Below are 23,982 nucleotides of genomic sequence, written 5' to 3' on the forward strand. Positions count from 1 at the left end.
GAACCGATGGGGTGGTTTGGGCCGCCGCCGACCGATCATGCGTGCGGGGCCCGCGAACACTGGAAGGGGGTGGCGCGGGCCACCGGGGAGGGGAACGGCATGACCGACGGCACGGTTCTCGTGGCGGTGGCGGAGCATCCGGACGACGGGGGCGCCACCGCCGGGCAGTTGACGCGCATCGCCGAGGGGATCCGGACGCGCGGCTTACAGGTGCGATGGGTGGTGAGCGTCGCCGACGCCGAGGCGGTGCTCAGGACCGAGGCCGGGCTGGCCGCCGCGGTGGTCGCCTGGGACCTCCCGCCCGGAGCCGGAGACGGGCCGGGCGGTGCGACGGTGCTGCGCCGGATCGGCCGCCGGTTCCAGAACCTGCCGGTGTTCCTGGTCATGGCGGACGAAGGGCTGCGCGAGCTGCCGCTGTGGGTGTCGCAGTCGGTGGTGGGCTATGTGTGGCCGCTGGAGGACACGCCGGCGTTCATCGCCGGGCGGATCACCACCGCCGCGCGCGCCTACCAGGACGCGCTGCTCCCACCGTTCTTCAAGGCCCTGCGGCGCTTCGACGACGCACACGAGTACTCGTGGCACACCCCCGCCCACTCCGGCGGTGTCGCCTTCCTCAAGTCGCCCGTGGGCCGGGCGTTCCACGAGTACTTCGGGGAGCGGCTGCTGCGCAGCGACCTGTCGATCTCGGTGGAGGAGCTCGGCTCGCTGTTCGAGCACACCGGGCCGATCGGCGAGGCGGAGCGCAACGCCGCGCGGGTCTTCGGATCCGGCCACACATACTTCGTGCTGCACGGCGATTCCACCTGCAACCGTCTGGTCGGCCACTTCAGCGTGACCCGCGACGAGATCGCCCTGGTGGACCGCAACTGCCACAAGTCCGTCCTGCACGGCCTGGTCGTCTCGGGCGCGCGACCGGTGTACCTGGTCCCCACCCGCAACGGCTACGGCCTCGCCGGGCCCCTGCCGCCGGCCGAGATCGCGGCGGATTCGGTGGCGGCACGGATCGCCGCGAATCCGCTGACCGCGGACGCCGTCTCCTCGCGCGCCCAGTACGCGGTGTTCACCAACTCGACGTACGACGGGCTGTGTTACGACGCGGTGGCGGCGGCCCGGGCGTTCGCCACCGGCACGCCCCGGCTGCACTTCGACGAGGCGTGGTTCGCGTACGCCCGCTTCCATCCGCTCTACGCCGGGCGTTACGGCATGTCGGTGGACGAGGAGGCCTTCCCCGGCCCCGACCGGCCGACGGTCTTCGCGACGCAGTCCACCCACAAACTGCTGGCGGCCCTGTCGCAGGGCGCCATGGTGCACGTCAGGCCCGCGCCGCGGGCGCCGGTGGAACACGACCGGTTCAACGAGGCCCTGATGATGCACGGCACCACGTCGCCGCTGTACCCGATGATCGCTTCGCTGGACGTGGCCACGGCGATGATGGACGGCCCGCAGGGGCAGTGGCTGGTCGACGAGGCGGTGACCGAGGCGATCCGGTTCCGCCAGGAGATGGTGCGGATCGGGCGCCGGATCGAGGCCGCGGGTGACCGGCCGCCGTGGTTCTTCGGGGTGTGGCAGCCGGACGAGGTGACGGACCCCGCGAGCGGGCAACGCCTGCCCTTCGACGAGGCACCGGCGGACCTGCTGCGGACCGAGCCGTCCTGCTGGCACCTGGCGCCCGACGCGGACTGGCACGGCTTCCCCGGACTGACCGACGGCTACTGCATGCTCGACCCGATCAAGGTCACCCTGACCTGCCCGGGGCTCGGCGCGACCGGAGTGATGTCCGACCAGGGCATCCCCGCACGGGTGCTCACCGCGTATCTGACGACGCGCGGCATCGTCGTCGAGAAGACCGACAGCTACACCACGCTGGTGCTGTTCTCCATGGGCATCACGAAGGGCAAGTGGGGCACACTGCTGGACGCCCTCATGGACTTCAAGGACCTCTACGACGGCGACGCCCCTCTCGACCGCGTGCTGCCCGCGCTGGTCGCGGAGCACCCGCGGCGCTACGCCGGGCTGACGCTGCGCGACCTGTGCCAGGAGATGCACGGCCATCTGCGCGAGGCCCGCTTGGTCGAACTCCTGGACACCGCCTTCCAGCAACTGCCCGAGCCCGTCGCCCCGCCCCAGCTGTGCTACCAGCGTCTGATCCGCGGCGGCACGGAACGGATCCGCCTGACGGACGCGCCGGGCCGGGTCGCCGCGGCGATGGTCACGGTGACGCCGCCCGGCATCCCGGTCCTCATGCCGGGCGAGAGCGTCGGAGAGACGGACGGCCCCCTCCTGCGCTACCTCGGCGCCCTGGAGTCCTTCGACCGCCACTTCCCCGGCTTCGGCAGCGAGACCCACGGGGTGACCCGTGACCCGGACACGGGCGACTACCTGATCGAGTGCCTGCGTGCGGACGAACGGGAGGAGACCGCCGCCGGTGCGGTGACGCCGGCGCAGCGGCGGGGGCTGGAGGGGGCCGGGCCGGTGGGTTGAGTTCGAAGGGACGCGGACGGGGTACCTGGCGGGCGGTGGCGCAGCCCCTCCACCCCCTCCGCCGCTCCCCAGGGCTGTCCTCTCCCCCGTTCGCCCTGCATGATGGCGGCCGACGCCCGATGGGTTCCGGTCGATCCCGGAGGCTCTGTCGGTGCGGCCCCGACACGTCCCATCCGATACGGAGTCACGCTCGTGCCCAGCAAGAAGGCCCTCGTCCGCCGCCCCAGCCCGCGCCTCGCCGAAGGGCTGGTGACGCACATCGAGCGGGAGAAGGTCGACGCCGGCCTCGCCGTCGAGCAGTGGGAGGCGTATGTGGAGGCCCTGCGCACACACGGCTGGGAGACCATCGAGGTGGACCCCGCGGACGACTGCCCGGACTCGGTGTTCGTCGAGGACACGGTCGTGATGTACAAGAACGTGGCCCTGATCGCGCGCCCGGGCGCGGACTCCCGGCGTGACGAGACCGCCGCGGTCGAGGAGGCCGTGGCCGGTCTGGGCTGCTCGGTGAACTGGATCTGGGACCCGGGCACGCTGGAAGGCGGAGACGTCCTGAAGATCGGCGACACCGTCTACGTGGGCCGGGGCGGCCGTACCAACGCCGACGGCGTCCGGCAGCTGCGCGCCGCGTTCGAGCCGCTCGGCGCACGGGTCGTCTCCGCGCCGGTGAGCAAGGTGCTGCACCTGAAGTCGGCGGTCACGGCGCTGCCGGACGGCACGGTCATCGGGCACATCCCCAAGATGGACACGCCGTCGCTGTTCGCGCGCTTCCTGCCGGTCCCCGAGGAGGCCGGGTCGCACGTCGTCCTGCTCGGCGGCGACAAGCTGCTGATGGCGGCGAGCGCGCCGAAGACCGCCGAGCTGTTCGCCGATCTCGGGTACGAACCGGTCGTCGTGGACATCAGCGAGTTCGAGAAGCTCGAGGGATGTGTGACGTGCCTCTCGGTGCGGCTGCGGGAGCTGTACGTCTGACCGGAGGCACACGTTCCCCGTCCGGCTTCCCGACCTGCGGGTCCGGGAGGCCCGACGCGCCGTCGGGTGGCCCCGCTGATCAGCGGCCTTTACAGCACTCTTAACCTACGGCCTCGTAACCTACGGAAACGTAGCCTACGATGCCGTAGGTTCACCGCTCACCGCTCATACGCTTGTCCCCCTGGAGAGTCCATGACGATCACCACTCCGCACCTCGGCAGCCCCGCCGGCGCCTGGACCGACGCCCAGCTGCTGTACGCCCTGGAGGAAGTGGTCGAGAAGGAACTCAACCGGCATCTGCAGGTCGCCAAGGACTGGATGCCGCACGAGTACGTGCCCTGGAGCGACGGGCGCAACTTCCCCGGTCTCTTCGAGGACGGCGAGGCCTGGGAGAAGGGGCAGTCCAAGGTCACCGAGATCGGCCGGATCGCGCTCGTCGTCAACCTTCTCACCGAGGACAACCTGCCCAGCTACCACCACGAGATCGCCTCGCTGTTCGGCCGCGACGGCGCCTGGGGCACCTGGGTGCACCGCTGGACCGCGGAGGAGGGCCGGCACGGCATCGTGATGCGCGACTACCTGCTCACGTCGCGCGCGGTGGACCCGGACAAGCTGGAGGAGTTCCGGATGTCCCACATGAGCGAGGGCTTCGAGTCGGACAACCGGCACTCGATGCTGCACTCGGTCGCCTACGTGGCCTTCCAGGAGCTCGCGACCCGCGTCTCGCACCGCAACACCGGCCACCAGTCCGGGGACCCGGTCTGCGACCGCATGCTGGCGCGCATCGCCACCGACGAGAACCTGCACATGGTCTTCTACCGGAACCTGCTGAAGGCGGCCTTCGAGCTGGCGCCCGACCTGACGATGATGGCGGTGCGCGACGTCATCGTGAACTTCCGGATGCCCGGCCACGGCATGCCCGGCTTCGAGCGGGCCGCCGCGCAGATGGCGATCGGCGAGATCTACAACATGCGCATCCACCACGACGACGTGCTCCAGCCCGTGCTTCGCTTCCTGAAGATCATGGAGATCGACGGCCTGGGCCCCGAGGGTCGCAAGGCGCAGGAGGAGCTCGGCCTGTTCCTGGGCGGTCTGGACTCCGAGGCGTCGAAGTTCGACGAGAAGCTGGCCGCCCGCAAGGCCCGTATGGCGGCCCGGGCCGGCGCCTGACGCCGACCGGCACACACGGACGCAGGGCCCCGGCCGCGACGAGCGGCCGGGGCCCTGCGGGGTCCGGCCGCGGACAGAGCGGGGCCGTCCCCCGCTCCCGACGCGGGCCCCACTCCCGCGCCAGGCCCCACTCCCGCGACGGCTACCGCGACACGCGCCGAAGCTCCAGCCGCTCCTTCTCCGAAAGACCGCCCCAGACGCCGAAGCGCTCGTCGTGGTCCAGCGCGTACTCCAGGCAGGCCGCGCGGATCGGGCACATACCGCAGATCCGCTTCGCCTCCCGCACCGAACTGCCCGGCTCGGGGAAGAAGAAGTCCGCCCCCGTCTGCGCGCACAACGCCTCTTGCTGCCATTCGAGTTCGGGCGAGGTGATCGTGTCGATGTGCATGTCCGAAAGCGTTGCGGGCGGCGAAAAACGTTCGATCAACGCGGGATCAACGCCGCGTTCACGGGCCCCCGGCCGCTTCGATGGTGGCCCGCCCGACGGGGTCGGCGCACGGCGGCGCGCGGAGACATCCGAAACCACGCCTCGGCGGCGCTCCGGCGGCGGTCGGCACCGCGCGGTGAAAGACTCGGCAGTACAGACGACGGGCCCCTGTGCGAGGAGGGCGACGATGCTCACCACCCGTTACGTCACCGGCGCGCCGAACTGGATCGATCTCGGCACCCCCGACATCGACGGCGCCGCCGCCTTCTACGGCGGGCTGTTCGGCTGGCGGTTCCAGCCCGGCGGCCCGAAGGTCGGAGGGTACGGCCTGTTCCGGCTCGGGGACAGGACGGCAGCCGGGGGCATGCAGACCACGCCGGAGCAGGGCCCGCCGTCCTGGACGGTGTACTTCCAGACGCCGGACGCGGACGCCACGGCCCGGGCGGCCGAGCAGGCGCACGGCTCGGTGGCGGTGCAGCCGATGGACGTCCAGGACCTGGGCCGGATGGCGATCCTCGCCGACCAGGCCGGGGTGCCCTTCGGCCTGTGGCAGCCGGGCCGCAACAAGGGCCTGGAGGTCGTCCGGGAGCACGGCTCGCTGTGCTGGGTCGAGCTGTACACGGCGGACGTCCCGGCCACGGCGGCCTTCTACCACTCCGTGCTCGGTCTGGAGACCTTCGGCGCGGACTTCGCCGGCGGCACGTACACCACGTTCAACCCCGCCGGTGAGAGCGAGGACGCCATGTTCGGCGGTGTCGTCCCGCTGGCCGACGACCCGGGCGAGGAGGAAGCGTACTGGCTGCCGTACTTCGAGGTCGCCGACCCGGACGCCCTCGTGGCCAGGGCCGAGGAGCTGGGCGGCACGGTCCGCCTCCCCGCGACGGACCTCCCGTCCGTCGGCCGCCTCGCCAAACTCGCCGACCCGTACGGCGCCCGCTTCGCGGTGATCCACAGCGAGCCGCGGCAGGGCTGAGGCGGGCGGAGACCTGTCACGCCTCCCGCCGGAGCAACTCTAGGCCGACCCCCGCCGCACCAGCGTCGTCGGCAGCACCACGCTCGACGGGGTCGCCCCGACGCCCTCCCGCGGGGCGTCCCGGTCCAGGCCGCGCAGCAGCAGGCGGGCCATCAGGCGGCCCATCTCCTCTATGTCCTGACGGACCGTGGTGAGGGGCGGGTCGGTCTGCTCCGCGACGGGCCGCATGTCGTCGAAGCCGATCACGGCCACGTCGTCGGGGACCCGGCGGCCGGCCCCGCGCAGGACGCGCAACGCCCCGGAGGCCATGAGGTCGTTGGCGGCGAACACCGCGTCCACGTCCGGGCAGCGCTCCAGGAGCTCGCGCATCGCCCGCTCACCCCCGGCGGGAGTGAAGTCGGCTTCGGCGATCAGCCGCGGGTCGGCGTCCACCATGACGTCCCGGTAGCCGTCGAGGCGGTCGGCGGCGGACGTCTGGTCGAGGGCGCCGGTGATGTGCGCGATCCGGGTGCGGCCGAGACCGGCCAGGTGGCGGACGGCGTCGCGGGCACCGCCGCGGTTGTCGCTGTCGACGTAGACCACCTCGCGCCGGTCACCGCTCCAGCCGGGCCGCCCGCCGAAGACGGTGGGGATGCCGGCCCGCTGGATGAGCTCCGGCAGCGGATCGTCGAGGTGCAGGGAGAAGACGAGGGCCCCGTCGACATGTCCGCCGGCGAGGTAGCGGCCGACGCGGGCGTGGTCGTCCCGGCCCTCCGTGAGCAGCAGCACGAGCTGGTTGTCGTGAGCGGTGAGCTCCTTGCTGATGCCGCGCAGCTGGAGCGCGAAGAACGGGTCGGCGAAGACCCGGGTCTCCGGCTCGGCGACGACGACCGCGATCGCGTCGTGCCGCCGTGTCACCAGGGAACGGGCGGCCTGGTTGGGCACGTACCCGAGCTCGTCGACGGCCCTGCGGACCCGCTCCACGAGGATGTCCCGCACCCCGTCTCCGCCGTTGACCACACGGGACACGGTGGCCCGCGAGACACCGGCCCGGGCGGCCACGGCCTCCAGGGTGGGACGCGGCGCTGTGTCGGTCACTTCAGGGCTCCTCACCTGCGGCTGCGGATCAGGATAGCCCCGGACACACGGCGTGGTGAGAGCGCTCTCGCGTGCCGACCGGCACGGACGGGGAGAGCAGCCGCCCGTCAGTGCTCGTGGCCGCCGCCCGCCGGCTCCTCCCCGTGCTCGTGCCCGCCGCCCGCCGGCTCGCCGTGCTCGTGCGGGTCGTACCCCGGAATGGTGCCGTCCGGCTTCTTCACCAGGAACAGTCCGACCATCCCCATGTCGGAGTGGCTCTGGACGTGGCAGTGGTACATCCAGGCGCCGGCGCCGACCCCCTCCCCCGCGATCACCTGGAAGCCGAAGGAGTCGGCCGGACCCGTGATCTTGTTGTCGATGACCTGACTGGGGTCGTCGGGGCCGGTCAGCATGCCGGTGCGGTTGTCCGCCCAGCGGTGACCGTGCATGTGGAACGTGTGGTAGAACTCGCCGTGCGTGATCACGACGAACTCCACGCGATCCCCCACCGTGGCCTCGAAGTCCGGCCCGGAGTGCGGCGGCTTGTTGTTGATGCGCATGTCGTTGAAGACGACCGTGTGGGTCCGGTCGGGCAGGACGTCGCCCTTGCGGCGGACGATCACCGGGCCGAAGAGGCCCTTCTGCAGCCCCACAGTGCCGTGTTCCGTGCCGACGACGTGGTCGTGGTAGTGCCAGTAGCCCGCGCTGCCCGAGCGCCAGGTGCCGTCCTTGCGGCGGCCGGGGGCGTGGGTGCGCCAGGTGTAGGTGCGGGTGCCGCCCGGCTCGACATGACTGCGGTTCAGTTTCGTGCCGTCGCTGGTGATCTCGTAGTCCAGACCGTGGACGTGCAGGCTGACCTCCACGTCCATCGTGTTCTCGAACTCGACGTGCAGCGTGTCGCCTTCGTTGAGTTCGATCAGCGGGCCGGGGATGCTCGCCTTGCCCTTCTCCAGGCCGTAGCCCATCTGTCCGTCGGGGAGCTTCTCGGCGTAGAGCTTGATGCGCTTCACCTCACCCCCGGCCGGCGCCGTCTTCACCGGTCCGGCGGCGCTCACGGCCTCCGGCGCCACGGACAACGATGTCGCGACGGCCGCGCCGCCCAGCAGGACCCGCCGGTTGAAGCTGCGTCTGTCCATGCGGAACTCCCCACCCTGGTAAGGCATTTACGGAGGCGTACCTGTGATGAACCTGTGCGACGGTACCGGCCGCACTCCCGTTTATCCACACTCAAGACAAAGTTGGTGCCATCTCGGTCATAGGTATTGGCGAGACGCGCAAAGCGGTTTAGCTTCCTTGGCGGTGTTGCTGTGACCGAGGAGGTGCCCATGCACTTACGAGGGTTGAGCAAGTCAAGACGCGTCTGGGCGGCGTCCGTTGCCGCCGGGGTCGTGACCGCCGGGCTGCTGTCGGGCCCGGCCGCGAACGCGCGCCCTTTCCCCGAACCCCCGCTGACAACGATGTCGATCAAGTCGCCGCCGGGCGGCGCGAACGTACGGGTGCTGATCTTCCACGGTTCCGCGGCGGCCGGGGAGGAGTCGCCGGTGGTGAACGCCGGGATCGAGGCCATCGAGGACATCGGCCTGACCGGCCCGGCGAACCGCCGCTTCAAGGTGCAGGCCACCGGCGACGCCTCGGTGTTCACCGACGAGACGAGGCTCGGCCGCTTCAACGCGATCGTGTTCCTGACCGGCGGGGGCGACGTCCTCGACGCGGAGCAGGAGGCGGGCCTGGAGGCGTACATGGAGGCCGGCGGCGGGTTCGTCGGCATTCATGACGCGGCGCGCGCGGAGCCGTACTCGGACTGGTTCACCGGCCTGGTGGGTGCCCGTCCGGCCGCCTCCAGCCCGACGGCCGTCCAGCGCGCGACCGTCGAGGTCGGCGACCGCGGGCACCCCGCCACCAAGGACCTGCCGGTGCAGTGGAAGCGCCCGGACCAGTGGCTGAACTGGGTGAAGAACCCGTCGGGCGACGTGCACACGGTGGCCCGGGTCCGCGAGTCGACGTACCAGCCGGGCTCGGGCTCCAACGGCTGGGACCATCCGGTCAGCTGGTGCCGTGACTACGACGGCGGACGGTCCTTCTACACGGGCATGGGCGGCACGGTGTCGTCGTACGACGAGACCGACTTCCGCGATCATCTGCGCGGCGCGCTGATGTGGACGACCCGGCTGGAGCAGGCCGACTGCAAGGCGACCATCAACGCCAACTACGCGGCGGAGCGGCTGACCAAGCCTAACCAGCCCGGGCAGAACGACCAGATCGGCGAGCCGCACGGGATGGTCACCGCGCCCGACGGCCGGGTGTTCTACATCGGCCGGGGCGGCGCGGACTCCTCGCAGCCCGTGATCACGGACTGGAACAACCCCGACATCGGCAAGGGCAAGGGCGAGATCCACGTCTACGACCCGAAGACCAAGCAGGTCACCCTGGCCGGGGCGCTCACCGTCTTCGGCAACAAGGGCGGCGGCGACGAGCTGGTCAAGGTCGAGGAGGGGCTGCTCGGCATCGAGCTGGACCCGCGGTTCGCGCAGAACGGCTGGGTGTATCTGCACTACACACCGCACGAGCGGATCGACCGCGAGACGCGGATGGCGGAGCGGAGGGTCTCCCGGTTCACGCTCGATCGGGCCACGAACAAGCTGGACCTCGCCAGTGAGAAGGTCCTGCTGAAATGGCCGGTGCAGATCCACAGTTGCTGCCACGCGGGCGGCGGGATGGCCTGGGACTCCAAGGGCAACCTGTACATCGCCACCGGTGACAACAACTCCAGTGGCTTCAGCTCCGGTTACTCGGGCAACAACCCGGAGCCGAACTACAAGGGCGTCTCCTTCGCGGACGCGCGCCGCACCGCGGGCAACACCAACAACCTCAACGGCAAGATCCTGCGCATCCACCCGGAGCCGGACGGGACGTACACGCTCCCCGCGGGCAATCTCTTCACCGGGAAGGAGCCCGACGAGGGCGGCGGCAAGACGCGCGGCGAGATCTATGTGATGGGCGTCCGCAACCCCGCGCGCATCTCCGTCGACAAGTCGACCGACGTGCTCTACGCGGGCTGGGTCGGCCCCGACGCGAGTGCGCCGTCGACGACCTGGGGCCCGGCCAAGTACGACACGTTCGCCGCGATCACCGAGGCGGGCAACCGCGGCTGGCCGTACTGCATGGGCAACAAGCAGCCCTACCGGGACCGGAATCTGCCGGATCCGTCCAAGCCGCTGGGCTGGTACGACTGCGACCACCCGAAGAACGAGTCGCCGAACAACGACGGCCTGGTCAATCTGCCGCCGGTGACCGGCAACAACATCTGGTACTCGCCCTCGGGCGGCGGCCCGGACTACCCGCGCGACGCGAACGGCGTCCCGTCGTACAAGCCGGCGGAGGCCACCTACCGGCTGCCCTGGCTGAAGGGCGGCGGGCAGGCCGCGATGAACGGGCCGGTCTACCGCTACGGCACGGTCGCGGCCGACAGCGCCGTGAAGTGGCCGGCGTACTGGGACGGCAAGTGGTTCGTCGGTGACTTCTACGACGCCGACCAGCCGCGCAACGCGGTGCTCATGGACCCGAAGACGCAAGGAGACGGCGGTCTGCCGGTGCACGCGGAGTCGCTGAAGAAGATCGTGCCGATCGGCAACGACGGCATCAAGAACCTCATGGACTGGAAGTTCGGTCCGGACGGCGCGCTGTACGTCCTCGACTACGGGCGCGGCTTCTTCACCTCGGACTCCAAGTCGGCCCTGTGGCGGGTCACCTACAAGGGCGGCGGGCCCACCCCGGCCGTCGGCCAGTTGGCGAGGGGGACCGAGTGATCCGGCACCGAAGAGTCTGGGCCGCCCTGCTGGCCGCCCTGCTAATGATGCTCGGCGTGCAGGCGCTGCCCGCCGCCGGGCAGCCCGGGAAGGAGGCCGCCGACCAGGTGCTCACCTGGACGGCCGGCAACGACATCGACAAGTACCTCTCGGCGCCGAAGACGGCCGTCGCCGGGACGGCCACGATCGTCTTCGAGAACAGCGCGGCCACCGGCAACACCACGGGCATGCCGCACACACTGACGTTCGTGACCAGCGACCCCGAGTTCAACAGCGACGTGCAGCTCAACATCCTGGCCAACCCCAACGACGCCCAGGGCGGCAAGCACACCGCCCAGGTCACGCTCACGCCCGGCCGGTACTTCTACCACTGCACCATCCCCGGCCACGGCCAGATGCAGGGCATCCTGACGGTGACCGAGGGCACCGGCGAGGACACCACGGCGCCCGAGGCGTCGGCGCAGGTGAGCGGCACGCAGAACGCGCAGGGCGAGTACGTCGGTTCGGCGAGCGTGGCACTGCACGCCACCGACGAGGGCGGCTCCGGTGTGGAGAGGATCGAGTACGCGATCGGTGAGGCGGGTGCCTGGCAGCCGTACACCACGCCGGTCGTCGTCGACCAGGTCGGCAGCCACACGGTCCGCTATCGCGCGTTCGACAAGGCGGGGAACGTCTCAACCGACAAGAGCGCCGCGTTCACGGTCGTCGCTCCCCAGTCGGACGACACCACCGCGCCGGAGACCTCGGCGACGGTGAGCGGTGAGCGCGACGCCGACGGGGCGTACATCGACATGGCGACGGTCACCGTCTCGGCCTCCGACACGGGGACCGGGGTCAACACCATCGAGTACGCGATCGGCTCCGGTGCCTGGCAGCCGTACACAGCGCCCGTGATGGTGCACCAGGTGGGTGCGCACACGGTCCGCTACCGCGCCACCGACAAGGCGGGCAACGTGGCGGCCGAGAAGAACGTGCGGTTCACGGTCGTCGCGGCGCCGCCCGCGGACACCACCGCGCCGGTGACGGGCGTGACCGTGGAGGGCACGAAGAACTCCGCCGGGGCGTACGTCAACAGCGCCCGGGTGACGGTCACGGCGACCGACGAGCACGGCTCGGGCGTCGAGCGGATCGAGTACTCGCTGGACGGCGGCCCCTACCTGGCGTACTCGGCGCCGGTGGTGGTCGACCGGGCGGGCGCTCATACGGTGGCGTACCGGGCGACGGACAAGGCGGGCAACACCGCCGCGGCCCGCACGGTGGCCTTCACGGTGGTCTCCGGGCAGGTCCCGGCGCCCGACTGCCCCGAGTATGACGAGCGGTTGACGGTGATCGTCGGCACGGTCGACTCGGGCGTGCGCAACCGTGTCACGGACAACCGCTGCCGGATCGGCGAGCTGATCGAGGACGAGAAGGAGTGGACGTCCCAGGCGCTGTTCCTCAAGCACGTGGACTCCGTCCTCGCCGCGCTGCTGAAGGAAGGCGTGATCGACCAGCGGGAGTCCAGGGCGATCCGGAAGGCGGCCCGGCAGTCCGGGATCGGCAAGCCGGGGCAGACCGAGGGCTACCGGGCGCTGTTCGACGGCACCGCGGAGTCCCTCGCCAAGTGGCAGCAGGTGGGCGGCGGTTCGTTCGGGCTGAACCAGGACGGGACGATCACGTCCAGCACCACGACGCCCGGGATGGGCATGCTGTGGTTCCCGCAGCGCAAGTACGGCGACTTCTCGCTGAAGCTCCAGTGGCGGGACGACGCCCCGGGCACGGGCAACGCCAACTCCGGTGTGTTCGTGCGCTTCCCGTGGGTCCACGACCATCCGGAGGAGTCCCGCCCCGAGTGGGTCGCCATCAAGTACGGGCACGAGGTGCAGGTGCTCGACCGGCCCGACGGCGACATCTACAAGACGGGATCGGTCTACGGCTTCGACCGGGTGGGCCTGGCCGGCGCGGGCGTGACGCAGAAGGGCACCTGGAACGACTACGAGGTCCGTGTGGAAGGCCAGCACTACTCGGTGTTCCGCAACGGCGTGCTGATCAACGAGTTCGACAACACCGGCGGCCAGGAGTTCAGCCCGCCCCGCTCGGACGACCCCGGCACGGACGGTCGGCGGTTCTCCTCCGGCTACATCGGGCTCCAGGTGCACGGCACGACGGATGTGGTCTCGTACCGCGACATCCGGATCAGGGAGCTGTAGGAGGCTCCTTCTCCTTGCGGGCCCTGCTCGGCTGTACCCGTCTGGGCTCCCCCGGCATCTTCGGATACTCGGGCGGGTACGGCAGGTCGCCCAGTCCGTGGTCGTGTTCGTCGCGGCGGGCGAGGTCGAGCAGGGCCTCCAGGGAGTAACGCGTGTCGTCCATGTCCGCGTGCACGTCGCCGAGTTCGGCGAAGCGCGCGGGCATGGTCGCGAGGTCGAAGTCCTGGGGGTGCGCGACGCCGACCTCGTCCCAGCGCAGGGGTGCGGAGACGGGGGCGTGCGGGCGGGGGCGTACGGAGTAGGCGGAGGCGATCGTGCGGTCGCGTGCGGTCTGGTTGTAGTCCAGGAAGATGCGCTCGCCCCGCTCCTCCTTCCACCACTTGATGGTCACGCGCTCGGGCATCCGCCGTTCCATCTCCCGGCCGACGGCGATGGCGGCGCGGCGGACCTGGGTGAAGGTCCAGCGCGGTTCGATGGGCACGAAGACGTGCAGTCCCCGGCCGCCGGACGTCTTGGGGAAGCCTCGCAGTCCGCCGAACTCGTCGAGCACCGCGCGCAGTTCGTGGGCGGCGCGGGCGGCGTCGTCGTAGTCGGTGCCGGGCTGCGGATCGAGGTCGATGCGGAGTTCGTCGGGGTGGTCGACGTCGTCGCGGCGTACCGGCCAGGGGTGGAAGGTGAGGGTGCCGAACTGGGCGGCCCACACCACCGCCCCGGCCTCGGTGGGGCACATCTCGTCGGCACTGCGGCCGCTGGGGAAGGTGATGTGTGCGGTCGGGATCCAGTCGGGCATGTTCTTCGGCGCCCGCTTCTGGAAGAAGTTCTCGCCGTTCACGCCTTCCGGGTAGCGCTCCAGGGTGGTCGGCCGGTCGCGCAGGGCGCGCAGGATGCCGGGGCCGACGGCGATGTAGTAACGGGCGAGGTCCAGCTTGGTGAAGCCGCGCTCCGGGAAGAACATCTTGTCCGGGCTGGACAGCCGTACGGTCCGGCCGGCCACCTCCAGTTCCACCGCGTCACCCATGCCCGCCACGGTAGGCGTAGCCCGCACACCTCGCATATCGGGCACCTCGGGGCGTATCAGAGCAGAATCGGTCCATGGATCTGCGGAGAACCGAATAGCCACAGTTCAGACGGCATGCCGCCCTCCGCGCAGATGCTTTTCTCTCACAATTTCTCACCCCAACCCGTGGAGACCGTCGAGTGCCGCCGCAGCCTCACGGAGATCCTCGGCGTCCGGAGCGACGTACTTCGCCTTGGTGAAGGCGGCGTTCGTGTGCCCCGCCCAGGCGGCCAACACGACGTCGGACACCCCGTTGACGGCGAGGTACTTGAGAACGGCGTGCCGAGCGTCGTAGAGGCGCACCCGGCGCAGGTGCAGCTCCTCCATCAGCTCGCAGGCGCGCTCTCGTAGGCGGCGCGTGTTCAGGGGCACGCCGAGCTCGTCGACGAGCACGTAGCCGGACTGGGTGTACCCCTCGCCCGCCGCGAGGCGTTCACGGGCTTGGAGCGTCTTGAAGCGGCTCAGGGCATCCCACACCAGCCTCGGCAGCGGAAGTGTCCGCTCCCCGCTGGTGGTCTTGGTGTCCTTCTCCACGGTGTAGTGGTTGCGGACCATGGTCCTGGTGTTGAGCACCGACACGGTGCCGCGCGTGAGGTCGACGTCCTGCTCCCAGCGCTGGCCGGCCACCTCGGCCGGTCGCATGCCGATCAGCGATTCCATGAGCGGGGCGCAGAGGCGGTCGTCACGGATGCCGGTGACGAACTGCTGGACCTCGGTGACGGCCCACGGCTTGCTGACGGGGTTGCGGCGCCTGTCCTGCTTACGGGCCTGTCGGGGGACGTGCACGTACTCGGCGACGTTCGCCCGGACCATCTGCCTGACGAACGCCCGCCCCAGAATCTCCTTCAGCCTGGCGAGGACCGTGTCCACGCTGCTGGGGCGCAGACCGGTGACCGTCTCCACCGGCCGCTCCGGGTCCCCAGTGAGCACCGTGACGGGGCGCCTGCGGCCGTTGGTCAACAGCCACTGGACGAACGCCTCGCAGTGGTCCTCGGTGAGCTCCTGGAGCCGGATGCTGCCCAGGCGATCCTTGATGTAGCTGAGCTGTGTCTCGTAGTTGGGGACCGTGGTGGGCTCCAGGTCCTCCTTCTTCTTGGCGAACCACTCGTCAGCCCACTCCCCCACGGTGATCTTGTCGGGGACGATCAGCGTGCCGGCTTCCCGCTGGTGCAGGATTCGGGCGCGTTCCTTGAGTGCTTCTGCCTTGGTGTCCTTGGTGACCGTGAGCTGCTTACGTCTGCCGTTCTCGTCCCGGCCGAGGTCGATGACGAACCGGTACCGGGTCTTGCCGTTCTTGAGAGTGACCTTCTTGATCTCGGCCACACCCCCTCCTCTCAGTCAGTGGTGCCCCGACCTCAGCGCGCCGGTCGCCTCACTCCTCTGCCTTGACCTGCTTGGCAGTCCATTCGGTGCGCTCGACAAGGCGCCCCTCGGTGTCGTACACGGAGATGCCGTCGCGGCTGATGTCCATGCGACCCTGCCCACCGAACTTCGCCAGTTTCGTCACGGACGCCGTGAGCATCTCGTTGTAGCGGTCGTCGAGCACAGTCCGCGCCCATGCTGGCGTCGAGTCGACCCGGAAGCGCAGCAACTCCCCGTAACGGTCCTCTTCATTCCAGACGGTCAACGGCTTCTGTCCGTTCGCCCACTCCCAAGCCGCCCGGGCCTCGACCGTGCCAGCGGCGGTGACTTCCGCGGGGGTGTTCGGGGTCTCCGTCCAGGGCAGTAGCAGGGACATCGGGGAGACGCGGAGAGCCTGCGCGAGCGCCATGAGTTCATCGACGTCAACGCGGCGAACCTGCTTGGGCTCCTCAGTCCCCGGCGCCGGCGTCCGCCCGTTCTCGATCTTGTTGAGGGCGTCAGAGCTCAGCGGGTGACCGATCTCCTTCAGCTCGGCCGCCAAGGCGCGCAGGCTCATGCCTCGCGCGGTGCGCAACCGCCTGACGTTGTCGGCCACTGTGCGCGCCGTAGCGCTCATTCGATCCACCTGTCTCACAGGCCCCGCATTCGTCGAGATTTTCCAGATGTTGTCTGGATAGTTGCGACGGGGGCGTCCGGTCCGCTACTGTCGCCACTATCCCGGAGGTTACCGGGATATCGCAAGTCTTGCATGGAAAATCAAGACAAGGAGCGGCTGTGTCCACGACCAGAACCGCTGTCTGCACGGACCAGCAGGATGAGTGGCTGACCCCGCGAGAGACGTCGGCGCTCACCAAGCTCAGCGTGCAGACGTTGGCGAACCACCGGTCCCAGCGGGTCGGCATCCCCTTCACGAAGCTCGGTCCCGGAAGGGCTGGACGCGTCCGGTACCGCCGCAGCGACGTCGAGCGCTACCTGAACGCTCGGGCGGTCGTCTGATGCCCACGAAGAAGGCCGAGGCGCCGACGCTCGCTGATGTGAAGAAGTGGCCGGCCACCGTGAACGTGCCGCAGGCCGCGCGCGCTCTCGGCTGTAGCCGGTCGCAGCTTTACGAGCTGATCAAGCGCGGCGAGGCGCCCGTACGAACCCTCTCGTTCGGCAGCCGCCACGTCGTCATCACCGCGTCTCTCGTGGCCGTACTCGAAGCCGCGTGAGAGCGGCTCCTGCGCAAGCGCCGGAGGTGCGAACTCCGACGACGCGCAGGAGCCAGAACGCCCACCCACAGCAAAGCCCCGGGTCGCTGCCAGGCGACTGATCCCGGGGCCCGCCATTCATCCGACTGGAGAGGACGTCATGAACCACCTTACGACCATCGCTGCCCAGGACACCACGCCGACGAGCCGCGCCCTGCCGTTCCTCGCCGACGAGCCGCGCCAGCACCCCACCGGCGACGCCGTGGAGATCCTCGGCGCCCTGGCCCGCGAGTGCCAGCTGCGCGGCATCACCCCGGAGATCACCGAAGACGGAAGCGTCGACCTGACCGTCCCGCACGTCGACGGGCACCGCGTGTTCGTCGGCCCATACGACAGCGCGGCCGACGCCCTCGACGACATCCGCAAGCTCGGTTGCTGCCACGGATGCCGCAGCGAGGTGGACGACACCGCCGCTCTGTACGCGGACAAGTGGCTTCACATCGACGGCTCGCCGATCCGCATCTGCCCGGCGTGCCGAGGCGAGCAGGCGACCGTGGCCAACGGGCAGATCACCGCCGTCGGCAAGCAGGCGTTCGCCGAGATGGCGCGCGACATCCACGCCAGTACGGCGGCGGCGAAGAACCCGGCGCTTGCGCTGGAGCGGGTCCTCGCCGCGCTGCCGGAGATCCTGCCGGGCGTGCTGAAGCGGACGGTGCCGTCGGCGAGCGACGAGACGGCCGGCCTGCTCGTCGCCGACATCAGCGCCCGGCTCCGGGCCCTGAGCGCGTGACCAGCGGCCCGGCCCTCGTCGGCTCCGCCCGGCTCGTGGCCGGGCGGAGCCCGGGACGGCCCTCGCCTGACCGGTGGGCCCGCATGATCGCGGCCCGCTACGGACTGACCTTGGCTGAAGCCCGCGCCGAACTCCGACGCCTCGCCGCACACGGCTGGCAGACGTGGGAGTTCCACGCCCGCTTCGACAACGATCGCAAGGACGACGTCGAGTGACCCAGCACGATGGCAGCGGAGCGCGGTCGAAGCCCGGCCGCCTCGAATTCGAGCGCGCGATCAGGCGGAGTGATCTGCCGCCGCCGTCGCGGCACCTCGCGCTGACCATCGCCACGTGGGCGGACATGGACAGCGGCGTCATCGCGGACCGCTTCCAGCCTTCGCTCAGCACCCTCGCCGAGGCGACGGGGCTGAACCGCGCCACGGTTCAGCGTCACCTCGACCGCCTTGAAACGGATGGGTGGATCGGCCGTGACCGTCCTGAGCAGAAGAGGGCTCGGGTGGAGCACGCACGGACGCACTACTCCTTGACGCTCCCGCCCGGAGCTAGGCGCACAGAGCACCTAGGTGCAGAGAGCGCCCAGCCCCTAGTTGCAGAGAGCACCCAGGGCAAGGCGCAGAGTGCGCCTAGGGCTAGGCGCACAGAGCACCCCAAGAGTCCCTATGAGTCCCAGGAGTCCCCAAAGACATCTACGGCGCGCGACTCCAGTACCGGCGACTCCGGTAGCAAGCCGAAGCGCAAGCCGCAGAAGACCGCAACCCAGGCCGGGCCCATCCCCGGAGACAAGCCCCACCTCGGCGACGTCGAAGCGATCTGCGCCCATCTCGCCGACGTTCTGGAGAAGACCGGCAGCAAACGCCCCACCGTCACCGCTCAGTGGCGAAACGCCGCCCGACTCATGCTCGACAAGGACGGCATCACGCCCGAGCAGGCCATCGCCGCCATCAACTGGGCCCACGCAGACGGCTTCTGGCAGGCGGTCATCCTCACGCCCATGAAGCTCCGCGAGAAGTACGACCAGCTGCGTCGCCAGGCCCTCCGGCAGCAGCAGAACAAGCCCTATCAGAACCCCGACGACCAATCCGTCTACGACGAGGACCTCATCTGATGAACCAGCGCTCGAAGCTCACCGTCGACTTCGCCGGCCTCGGTATTCCGCCTGGCCGCTACGCCCTCCCCACCCCTGGCGCCTACGACGGATACGACCGGCTTGAGCGGCACTTCACGGGCCACCTCTGTCTGTCTGACCTGACCCCCGACGACGTCCAGTTCCTCCGCGACCACTTCGCCGAGCAGGTCACAGAGCACCGTCGGCAGGCCATGGACTACTTCGAGGCGAGGGTGCCTCGCCGCTTCAATGGGGTGTGCCCCGACGAGCAGGCCACCGCGTGGGCCGAGCAGTTCGCCGCCAACCAGCACGCTGTGAAATCGCTGCTGCTGGTCGGCCCGACAGGCACCGGCAAGACCCACTACGCCTGGTCGTTGCTCGGCGCGGTCGCCGAGACCGGCACCCAAGTGCGGTGGCAGATGCACACCGCCGCGGACCTGTACGCCAGCCTGCGCCCCCGTGACGGCGAGGACTCCGAGAGCACGTTCGAGCGGATCGCCAACGCGCACCTCCTCGTCCTCGACGACCTGGGCGCGTCTAAGTGGACCGAGTGGGTGGAGGAGATCACCTACCGGCTGATCAACCACCGGTACGAGGAGTGCCTCCCGAGCATCTTCACGAGCAACCTGCCACCGACGGAACTGCGTGACGCGCTGGGCGGCCGGGTCGCGTCCCGGCTGACGGAGATGTGCGACCGGATCACCCTCAAGGGCGACGACCGCCGGAAGGGGGCCCGTTCGTGAACGAGGAGACCTACGAGCGGCCCCTGCCGCACGACTCGGCTGCGGAGCAGGCCGTGCTCGGCGCGATGCTCCTGTCCACGGACGCGATCACCGATGTCGTGGAGATCCTCGACGGCGCGAGCGACTTCCACGAGCCTCACCACGAGCTGGTGTACGGCGCGATCCTCGCCCTCTACACCGGCGGCCGGCCGGTCGACCCGATCACCGTGTCCAACCACCTGCGGGAGCAGGGCGTCCTCGCCAAGGCCGGTGGTGCGGCCGCCGTACACAACCTGGTCAACCAGGTCCCGACGGCCGCACACGCCCAGCATCACGCGGAGATCGTGCACGACTGTGCGCTGCGCCGCCGCATGATCCTGGCGGGCACGAAGATCGTGCGGCTCGGCTACGGAGGGGCCGATGCCGCCGCCTCCCTGGACGCCGCCCAGGCGGAGCTGAACGCGGCCGCGCAGGTTCGCGAGGATCCCGACTCGGCGCTGATCGGCGAAGACCTCGGCGAGATGGTCAGTGAACTGGAAGCGCTCCAGCGGGACGGGCGCGCCATGGGCGTACCGACCGGGTTCGCCGACCTCGACGCGCTGACGAACGGACTGCACCCCGGGCAGATGGTCATCGTCGCGGGGCGGCCGGCGCTCGGGAAGTCGACGCTCGGAGTCGACGTGGTCCGCTCGTGCTCGATCCGGCACGGCCGCCCGTCGGTGTTCTTCAGCCTGGAGATGTCCCGCCGAGAGGTACAGCACCGCATCGCCTCGGCGGAGGCCCGCATCGGGCTGCACCACATCCGCAGCGGCACCATGACCGACACCGACTGGCTTCGGCTCGCGGACAACTCGGCGCGGATCGCGAAGGCACCGCTCACGATCGACGCCACCCCGAACCAGACGGTGATGCAGATCAAGGCCCGCTGCCGCCAGTTGAAGCACCGCGCCGGCCTCGACCTGGTCGTCATCGACTACCTCCAGCTCCTCACCTCCGGCATGTCGCGGCGGCAGGAGAACCGGCAGCAGGAGGTCTCCGACATGAGCCGGTCGATCAAGCTCATGGCGAAGGAGCTGGAAGTGCCCGTCATCGTGCTCTGCCAGTTGAACCGCGGGCCGGAGCAGCGCAGCGACAAGAAGCCCCAGGTCGCTGACCTCCGAGAGTCCGGGTCGCTGGAGCAGGACGCCGACATGGTGATCCTGCTGCACCGCGAGGACGCCTACGAGAAGGAAGGGCCGCGCGCCGGCGAGGCCGACCTGATCGTGGGCAAGCACCGCAACGGCCCGACGGCGACCATCACCGTCGCTGCGCAGCTGCACTACTCCCGCTTCGTCGACATGGCGCTGTCGTGAACGGCATCAGCGAGCAGGACATCGCGGCGGCGCGAGAGCAGGGCGACCTCGCCGCGCTGGTCCTCATGTCGAGCGGCCTGACGATCAAGGCTCCCAAGCCGCGCACCGCGCCGAGGGTGCTGTCGACTCCCCGTGCGCGGCCGGGGGCGTGGCCCGACGGCACACGCTCGCCTGGGCTCACCCCGGAGGTCGCCGAGCACCTGGCCCAGCTCTGGCCCGGCCGCTTCTCGCCTGGTGCGGCCATTGCGAACGACCGACCGCACAGATGAGCAGTGCCTTCGTGCCCGACTCGCGGGCGAGTGATCCGCGCGGGCCATACCGTCATATTGAAGACCATCCGTACCTCACTCAGGAGACCGCATGGCAGACCTCCACCTCATCTGCGACACCTGCAGAAAGCCGATCGACGGCGCTACCGGATACCTCTGGGTCGACAACAGCCAGATCAACGCCGTGGTCAAGGCCGTGGCTGAGTGGAACCGCGCCCACACCATTCCGGAGGGCGAGCCCCTCGCCGGCGGTCGGATGTGCAGCGCCACTGATCTCTTCAGCTACCCCGAGGCCGTCCAGTGGCAGGCCCATCACCACGCCTGCGACCCCAGCCAGGACGCCAGCGCCTACAGCATCCAGGCCGACCGCATCAGCACCTGGCGCGAACTCCTCGACTGGACCGCCCACCTCATGGAGAAGGAGTGGCTCACTCACACCGACTGGGATGACGTCCTGCGCGGTATCCACGGGGGCCAGAGTCGCCTGGTCCTCGCCGCGACCAACTAACAGTCGGGACACCAGTAGCCGGCGCGTCCGCTACTCGACGGCTGGCCCCGCATCCCGGGGCCAGCCCACCTCGGCCTCAGAGAGGACTACCTCATGACCCTGAACACGATCTCCATCAGTCTCCTCAGCGTGGCCGCTGTCTTGTGGACGGTGGGCGCGGTGAAGGGTTGGCGCTGCTCGCCCGCGGCCCGGGCGCGCGCGGCGAGGCGGGCCCGAGCCGCAGCCCGAGCCCGAGCTTGACCCCGGCGGGTGGGGCGTTGGCTCCGGCGGGCACGGCGGCTGGTCTGTGGGCAGGGCCTTGTGGGTTTGGAAACTGGACTGGGTTGGCTCCGCTGTGGGTGTTGGCGGGTGCGGCGACAACAAGGAGGTGGACGGTGAACGGATGGAGCTTCGCGGCGGTGGCCGTGATGTGTGTGACGGCTCTAGGGATCGCGCTGCTGTGGGCGGCTGTGAGGGCCGGTCAGGTGTCGGGGCGGGCTCGGGGTGGCTCCGGGCTGTCTGCGGCGGCCGAGAGGGTACGCAGAGAGCGTGAGGGCCGACTGTGAAGGCGAGGGCCCGGCGGGCTGGTGAGGTGCTGCTGCGGGTGCGGTCGGAGCTCATGGACGCGGCGGGCCTCGGTCTGCTGGCGACGGGTGTCTTCACCTGGTCGACGACCGCGGGCTTCCTGGCCGCCGGCCTGGCGGTCCTCGGGCTCAACTGGCGGCTGAACGAGGGCGCCGAGTGAGCGGCGGCCACAACCTCGCGGGTGCCCGGCCGGCGTTGGCGCTCGGGATCCCCGACTTCGTGGTCGAGGCGCGGGAGCCGGTGCAGTGCCGTGTGGATCCGGACGCCTACTTCGTCGAGGGTCTGCGGCAGTCGGACGCCGAAGCGTTGTGCGACGGGTGCAGCTTCCTCGACGTGTGCGAGGCGTTCGCGTTGGACCGGCCCGAACTGTTCGGGGTGTGGGGTGGGACGACGCGGCGTGAGCGTGAGCGGCGGCGCCGTGGGGGCCCGGCAGTGGGGGTAGGGGCAGCGGCCTCGTAGCGGGGCCCTGGTGGTGGTGAATGACCCGGGCGGACGTGTGTCCACTCGGTTACCGGTAGGACGGATCAAGGAGTAACGGCATGAGGATCACCGAGCAGCAGGTTGTGCAGGCGGAGTCGCGGGCGGTCGAGCAGGAGGGGCTGCGGGATGCGGCGGCGGAGGCGTTGGGTGCGAATCCGTACAGCGACATGGCGGCGCTGCGGTTGACGGAGGTGTCGCAGTTGGCGGCGCAGCTCCGTGCCAACGCCCGTGAGCTGCGGGCGGCGTACACGGCGCAGGTGGAGGAGGAGCGGCGGCGGGCGTCGCGTCCGGTGTTGGAGAAGGCTGCGGCGGCGGAGATCGGGGCGGCCGGGGTGGAGATGGCGGAGCGGGAGCGGGACCTCGTGGGGGCGTTGGAGGGGGCGCAGGCGGCCCTCGTGCAGCTGGTGGCGGCGACGGCGGCGTGGAACGTGGCGGTGGAGGCTCACGCCGACGTGCTGGGCGGGGCGGGCCTCGACATCCGCGGCGGTGACGCGGGCGGGGACCGCACTGCGCTTGGTCAGGCGCGGCTGAAGCTCGATGGCCGGGTGTTGGAGCCGGTGAACGAGGGGGCAGTGGCCGCCTGGGTGACGCGGCGGGTGGTGGAGTCGCGGGTGTCGGAGCGGCATCACCTGCTTGGTGCGCTGATGGGGGCGGCGATCGCGGTGGAGCAGGGGGTGCCGGGTGTGGTGGCGAAGGTGTCGGCGCCGGACCGGGTGAAGGCGCCGGCGCGCCTGCAGTTGGCGGACGTGTTGCGCGGGTCGAAGTGAAGTCGGGTTCGAGGGCGGAGAGGAACACCATGGTGATGGTCACGGCGGATGAGCTGGAGCAGGCGGAGACGGATGCCGAGGAGGCACAGCAGAGCCTGAGGGATGCGGAGCGGAGGTACAGCCGCAGCCCGGGGAGTGCCGATGCGTACGAGCGTCATCAGGAGGCGATCGGGCGGGCTGAGCACGCGAAGGTGCGGGCGAAGGTACTGCGTGAGGAGTGGGAGCAGCAGAAGGTCGTGCGGGAGGCGCGTGCGGCTGCTGGGGAGGCGGCGGCGCGGGAGATGGCCGGGACGGTCGCCGAGCTCGGGTCGTCGCGGCTGGCGGCGGTGAGGGCTGTCGTTGAGGCCGAGCGGGCGATGGGGCGGGCGCTGGCCGCGCTGGACGCGCACGACCGTGCTGTGCGGGCGGCGGGGGCGGAGTTGGAGCGGCGGGGTCTGCGGCACCAGGACGACGAGGAGACGGGCGCCAACCTGGACGGGTCGGCCTGGATCGCGGGGGTGAAGTGGCCGCTCGTGGATGCGGGTGGGGTGTTGGGGCGGTGTCTGTCGGAGCGGGTGACGGAGGTGTGGCCGCGGCATCCGCTTGCGCGGGCTGTGTGGCCTCCATACGGCGGGCTGTCGGCGGTTGAGGGCCGCGATGTCCTGCTCGGGCTGGTGCGGGCGGAGAGACGTCGCTGACGGTTCCGTAGGGCGTGGCGCCCGGTGCTCCCTGGTGAGGGTGCCGGGCGCTTCCGCGTTTGTATGAA

Annotated in this window: 25 protein-coding genes; 19 read left to right on the forward strand and 6 right to left on the reverse strand. The window is 70.3% G+C overall.

Annotated elements, in window-relative coordinates:
• The first annotated feature begins 99 nt into the window (after positions 1-99).
• The 3 genes from BJ965_RS04975 to BJ965_RS04985 all read left to right on the forward strand — a co-directional run bounded on the left by BJ965_RS04975 (position 100) and on the right by BJ965_RS04985 (position 4,620).
• Positions 100-2,481, forward strand: coding sequence for an Orn/Lys/Arg family decarboxylase (locus tag BJ965_RS04975; RefSeq protein ID WP_184907542.1), 2,382 nt, complete (start codon positions 100-102; stop codon positions 2,479-2,481).
• Positions 2,482-2,673: 192 nt separating this feature from the next.
• Positions 2,674-3,450, forward strand: coding sequence for a dimethylargininase (gene ddaH / locus BJ965_RS04980; RefSeq protein ID WP_184907543.1), 777 nt, complete (start codon positions 2,674-2,676; stop codon positions 3,448-3,450).
• 192 nt (positions 3,451-3,642) lie between these two features.
• The gene (locus BJ965_RS04985) at positions 3,643-4,620 is read left to right on the forward strand and encodes an acyl-ACP desaturase (protein ID WP_184907544.1); all 978 of its coding nucleotides are present in this window, start codon (positions 3,643-3,645) and stop codon (positions 4,618-4,620) included.
• Between the two features lie 142 nt (positions 4,621-4,762).
• Here the strand turns inward: BJ965_RS04985 and BJ965_RS04990 are convergent, their stop codons facing one another.
• Positions 4,763-5,008 carry a WhiB family transcriptional regulator gene (locus BJ965_RS04990; RefSeq protein WP_030841026.1) on the reverse strand — a complete coding sequence of 82 codons (246 nt, stop codon included), beginning with the start codon at positions 5,006-5,008 and terminating at the stop codon, positions 4,763-4,765.
• A gap of 226 nt (positions 5,009-5,234) precedes the next feature.
• On the opposite strand from BJ965_RS04990, the gene BJ965_RS04995 reads away from it, so the two are divergent.
• A complete protein-coding gene (locus tag BJ965_RS04995; protein WP_184907545.1) occupies positions 5,235-6,020 on the forward strand; it encodes a VOC family protein in 786 nt (261 codons plus the stop codon).
• Positions 6,021-6,059: 39 nt separating this feature from the next.
• Here BJ965_RS04995 and BJ965_RS05000 read toward each other — a convergent pair whose 3' ends face one another.
• Together BJ965_RS05000 and BJ965_RS05005 are read right to left on the reverse strand one after the other, a co-directional pair.
• Entirely contained in the window at positions 6,060-7,097 is a 1,038-nt protein-coding gene (locus BJ965_RS05000) for a LacI family DNA-binding transcriptional regulator (protein ID WP_184907546.1), read from the reverse strand.
• Between the two features lie 107 nt (positions 7,098-7,204).
• Entirely contained in the window at positions 7,205-8,212 is a 1,008-nt protein-coding gene (locus BJ965_RS05005) for a multicopper oxidase domain-containing protein (protein ID WP_184907547.1), read from the reverse strand.
• 189 nt (positions 8,213-8,401) lie between these two features.
• On the opposite strand from BJ965_RS05005, the gene BJ965_RS05010 reads away from it, so the two are divergent.
• Entirely contained in the window at positions 8,402-10,882 is a 2,481-nt protein-coding gene (locus BJ965_RS05010) for a ThuA domain-containing protein (RefSeq protein ID WP_184907548.1), read from the forward strand.
• A gap of 44 nt (positions 10,883-10,926) precedes the next feature.
• Complete coding sequence (locus BJ965_RS05015; RefSeq protein ID WP_184916779.1) at positions 10,927-13,071, forward strand: OmpL47-type beta-barrel domain-containing protein; 2,145 nt, start codon at positions 10,927-10,929, stop codon at positions 13,069-13,071.
• On the opposite strand, the gene ligD is transcribed toward BJ965_RS05015, so the two are convergent.
• The 3 genes from ligD to BJ965_RS05030 all read right to left on the reverse strand — a co-directional run bounded on the left by ligD (position 13,058) and on the right by BJ965_RS05030 (position 16,085).
• Positions 13,058-14,089 carry a non-homologous end-joining DNA ligase gene (gene ligD, locus BJ965_RS05020; protein ID WP_184907549.1) on the reverse strand — a complete coding sequence of 344 codons (1,032 nt, stop codon included), beginning with the start codon at positions 14,087-14,089 and terminating at the stop codon, positions 13,058-13,060. The genes BJ965_RS05015 and ligD overlap by 14 nt on opposite strands.
• A 153-nt stretch (positions 14,090-14,242) precedes the next feature.
• Positions 14,243-15,451, reverse strand: a complete 1,209-nt coding sequence (locus BJ965_RS05025) for a site-specific integrase (protein WP_184907550.1) — start codon at positions 15,449-15,451, stop codon at positions 14,243-14,245.
• Positions 15,452-15,500: 49 nt separating this feature from the next.
• Positions 15,501-16,085, reverse strand: a complete 585-nt coding sequence (locus tag BJ965_RS05030) for a helix-turn-helix domain-containing protein (RefSeq protein WP_184907551.1) — start codon at positions 16,083-16,085, stop codon at positions 15,501-15,503.
• Positions 16,086-16,264: 179 nt separating this feature from the next.
• Here BJ965_RS05030 and BJ965_RS05035 point away from each other — a divergent pair, with 179 nt between their 5' ends.
• From BJ965_RS05035 to BJ965_RS05095, 13 genes are all read left to right on the forward strand, one after another.
• Positions 16,265-16,486: a helix-turn-helix transcriptional regulator gene (locus BJ965_RS05035; RefSeq protein WP_313666718.1), complete on the forward strand. Its 222-nt coding sequence runs from the start codon at positions 16,265-16,267 to the stop codon at positions 16,484-16,486.
• On the forward strand, positions 16,486-16,701 hold the full coding sequence (locus BJ965_RS05040; RefSeq protein WP_184907552.1) for a helix-turn-helix transcriptional regulator: 216 nt from the start codon (positions 16,486-16,488) through the stop codon (positions 16,699-16,701). Before BJ965_RS05035 ends, BJ965_RS05040 begins: the two co-directional genes overlap by 1 nt.
• Positions 16,702-16,840: 139 nt before the next feature.
• Positions 16,841-17,470 carry a hypothetical protein gene (locus tag BJ965_RS05045; protein WP_184907553.1) on the forward strand — a complete coding sequence of 210 codons (630 nt, stop codon included), beginning with the start codon at positions 16,841-16,843 and terminating at the stop codon, positions 17,468-17,470.
• Positions 17,467-17,685, forward strand: coding sequence for a hypothetical protein (locus tag BJ965_RS05050; RefSeq protein ID WP_184907554.1), 219 nt, complete (start codon positions 17,467-17,469; stop codon positions 17,683-17,685). Before BJ965_RS05045 ends, BJ965_RS05050 begins: the two co-directional genes overlap by 4 nt.
• Positions 17,682-18,575: a helix-turn-helix domain-containing protein gene (locus BJ965_RS05055; RefSeq protein WP_184907555.1), complete on the forward strand. Its 894-nt coding sequence runs from the start codon at positions 17,682-17,684 to the stop codon at positions 18,573-18,575. The genes BJ965_RS05050 and BJ965_RS05055 overlap by 4 nt, the downstream gene beginning before the upstream one ends.
• Entirely contained in the window at positions 18,575-19,318 is a 744-nt protein-coding gene (locus tag BJ965_RS05060) for an ATP-binding protein (protein WP_246545840.1), read from the forward strand. Before BJ965_RS05055 ends, BJ965_RS05060 begins: the two co-directional genes overlap by 1 nt.
• Entirely contained in the window at positions 19,264-20,649 is a 1,386-nt protein-coding gene (gene dnaB / locus BJ965_RS05065) for a replicative DNA helicase (protein WP_184907556.1), read from the forward strand. The genes BJ965_RS05060 and dnaB overlap by 55 nt, the downstream gene beginning before the upstream one ends.
• Positions 20,646-20,918 (forward strand): hypothetical protein, encoded by a 273-nt coding sequence (locus BJ965_RS05070; RefSeq protein WP_184907557.1) that lies wholly within the window; start codon positions 20,646-20,648, stop codon positions 20,916-20,918. Before dnaB ends, BJ965_RS05070 begins: the two co-directional genes overlap by 4 nt.
• Positions 20,919-21,009: 91 nt before the next feature.
• Positions 21,010-21,426: a hypothetical protein gene (locus BJ965_RS05075; RefSeq protein ID WP_184907558.1), complete on the forward strand. Its 417-nt coding sequence runs from the start codon at positions 21,010-21,012 to the stop codon at positions 21,424-21,426.
• A gap of 541 nt (positions 21,427-21,967) precedes the next feature.
• Positions 21,968-22,150, forward strand: coding sequence for a hypothetical protein (locus tag BJ965_RS05080; protein ID WP_184918049.1), 183 nt, complete (start codon positions 21,968-21,970; stop codon positions 22,148-22,150).
• Positions 22,147-22,449 carry a WhiB family transcriptional regulator gene (locus BJ965_RS39850; RefSeq protein WP_184907559.1) on the forward strand — a complete coding sequence of 101 codons (303 nt, stop codon included), beginning with the start codon at positions 22,147-22,149 and terminating at the stop codon, positions 22,447-22,449. The genes BJ965_RS05080 and BJ965_RS39850 overlap by 4 nt, the downstream gene beginning before the upstream one ends.
• Before the next feature lie 80 nt (positions 22,450-22,529).
• Entirely contained in the window at positions 22,530-23,237 is a 708-nt protein-coding gene (locus BJ965_RS05090; protein WP_184907560.1) for a hypothetical protein, read from the forward strand.
• Between the two features lie 29 nt (positions 23,238-23,266).
• Positions 23,267-23,914, forward strand: a complete 648-nt coding sequence (locus BJ965_RS05095) for a hypothetical protein (RefSeq protein ID WP_184907561.1) — start codon at positions 23,267-23,269, stop codon at positions 23,912-23,914.
• Positions 23,915-23,982: the final 68 nt, after the last annotated feature.

The organism is Streptomyces luteogriseus, assembly GCF_014205055.1.
In the GTDB taxonomy this organism is placed as follows: Bacteria; Actinomycetota; Actinomycetes; order Streptomycetales; family Streptomycetaceae; genus Streptomyces; species Streptomyces luteogriseus.

Bases quoted from the DNA above. Each gene is read 5' to 3' on its own strand.
- BJ965_RS04975 (WP_184907542.1), top strand. From the start codon at position 100: ATGACCGACGGCACGGTTCTCGTGGCGGTGGCGGAGCATCCGGACGAC.
- BJ965_RS04985 (WP_184907544.1), top strand. From the start codon at position 3,643: ATGACGATCACCACTCCGCACCTCGGCAGCCCCGCCGGCGCCTGGACC.
- BJ965_RS04990 (WP_030841026.1), bottom strand. From the start codon at position 5,008: ATGCACATCGACACGATCACCTCGCCCGAACTCGAATGGCAGCAAGAG.
- BJ965_RS04995 (WP_184907545.1), top strand. From the start codon at position 5,235: ATGCTCACCACCCGTTACGTCACCGGCGCGCCGAACTGGATCGATCTC.
- BJ965_RS05005 (WP_184907547.1), bottom strand. From the start codon at position 8,212: ATGGACAGACGCAGCTTCAACCGGCGGGTCCTGCTGGGCGGCGCGGCC.
- BJ965_RS05010 (WP_184907548.1), top strand. From the start codon at position 8,402: ATGCACTTACGAGGGTTGAGCAAGTCAAGACGCGTCTGGGCGGCGTCC.
- BJ965_RS05015 (WP_184916779.1), top strand. From the start codon at position 10,927: ATGATGCTCGGCGTGCAGGCGCTGCCCGCCGCCGGGCAGCCCGGGAAG.
- ligD (WP_184907549.1), bottom strand. From the start codon at position 14,089: ATGGGTGACGCGGTGGAACTGGAGGTGGCCGGCCGGACCGTACGGCTG.
- BJ965_RS05040 (WP_184907552.1), top strand. From the start codon at position 16,486: ATGCCCACGAAGAAGGCCGAGGCGCCGACGCTCGCTGATGTGAAGAAG.
- BJ965_RS05045 (WP_184907553.1), top strand. From the start codon at position 16,841: ATGAACCACCTTACGACCATCGCTGCCCAGGACACCACGCCGACGAGC.
- BJ965_RS05060 (WP_246545840.1), top strand. From the start codon at position 18,575: ATGAACCAGCGCTCGAAGCTCACCGTCGACTTCGCCGGCCTCGGTATT.
- BJ965_RS05075 (WP_184907558.1), top strand. From the start codon at position 21,010: ATGGCAGACCTCCACCTCATCTGCGACACCTGCAGAAAGCCGATCGAC.
- BJ965_RS05090 (WP_184907560.1), top strand. From the start codon at position 22,530: ATGAGGATCACCGAGCAGCAGGTTGTGCAGGCGGAGTCGCGGGCGGTC.
- BJ965_RS05095 (WP_184907561.1), top strand. From the start codon at position 23,267: ATGGTGATGGTCACGGCGGATGAGCTGGAGCAGGCGGAGACGGATGCC.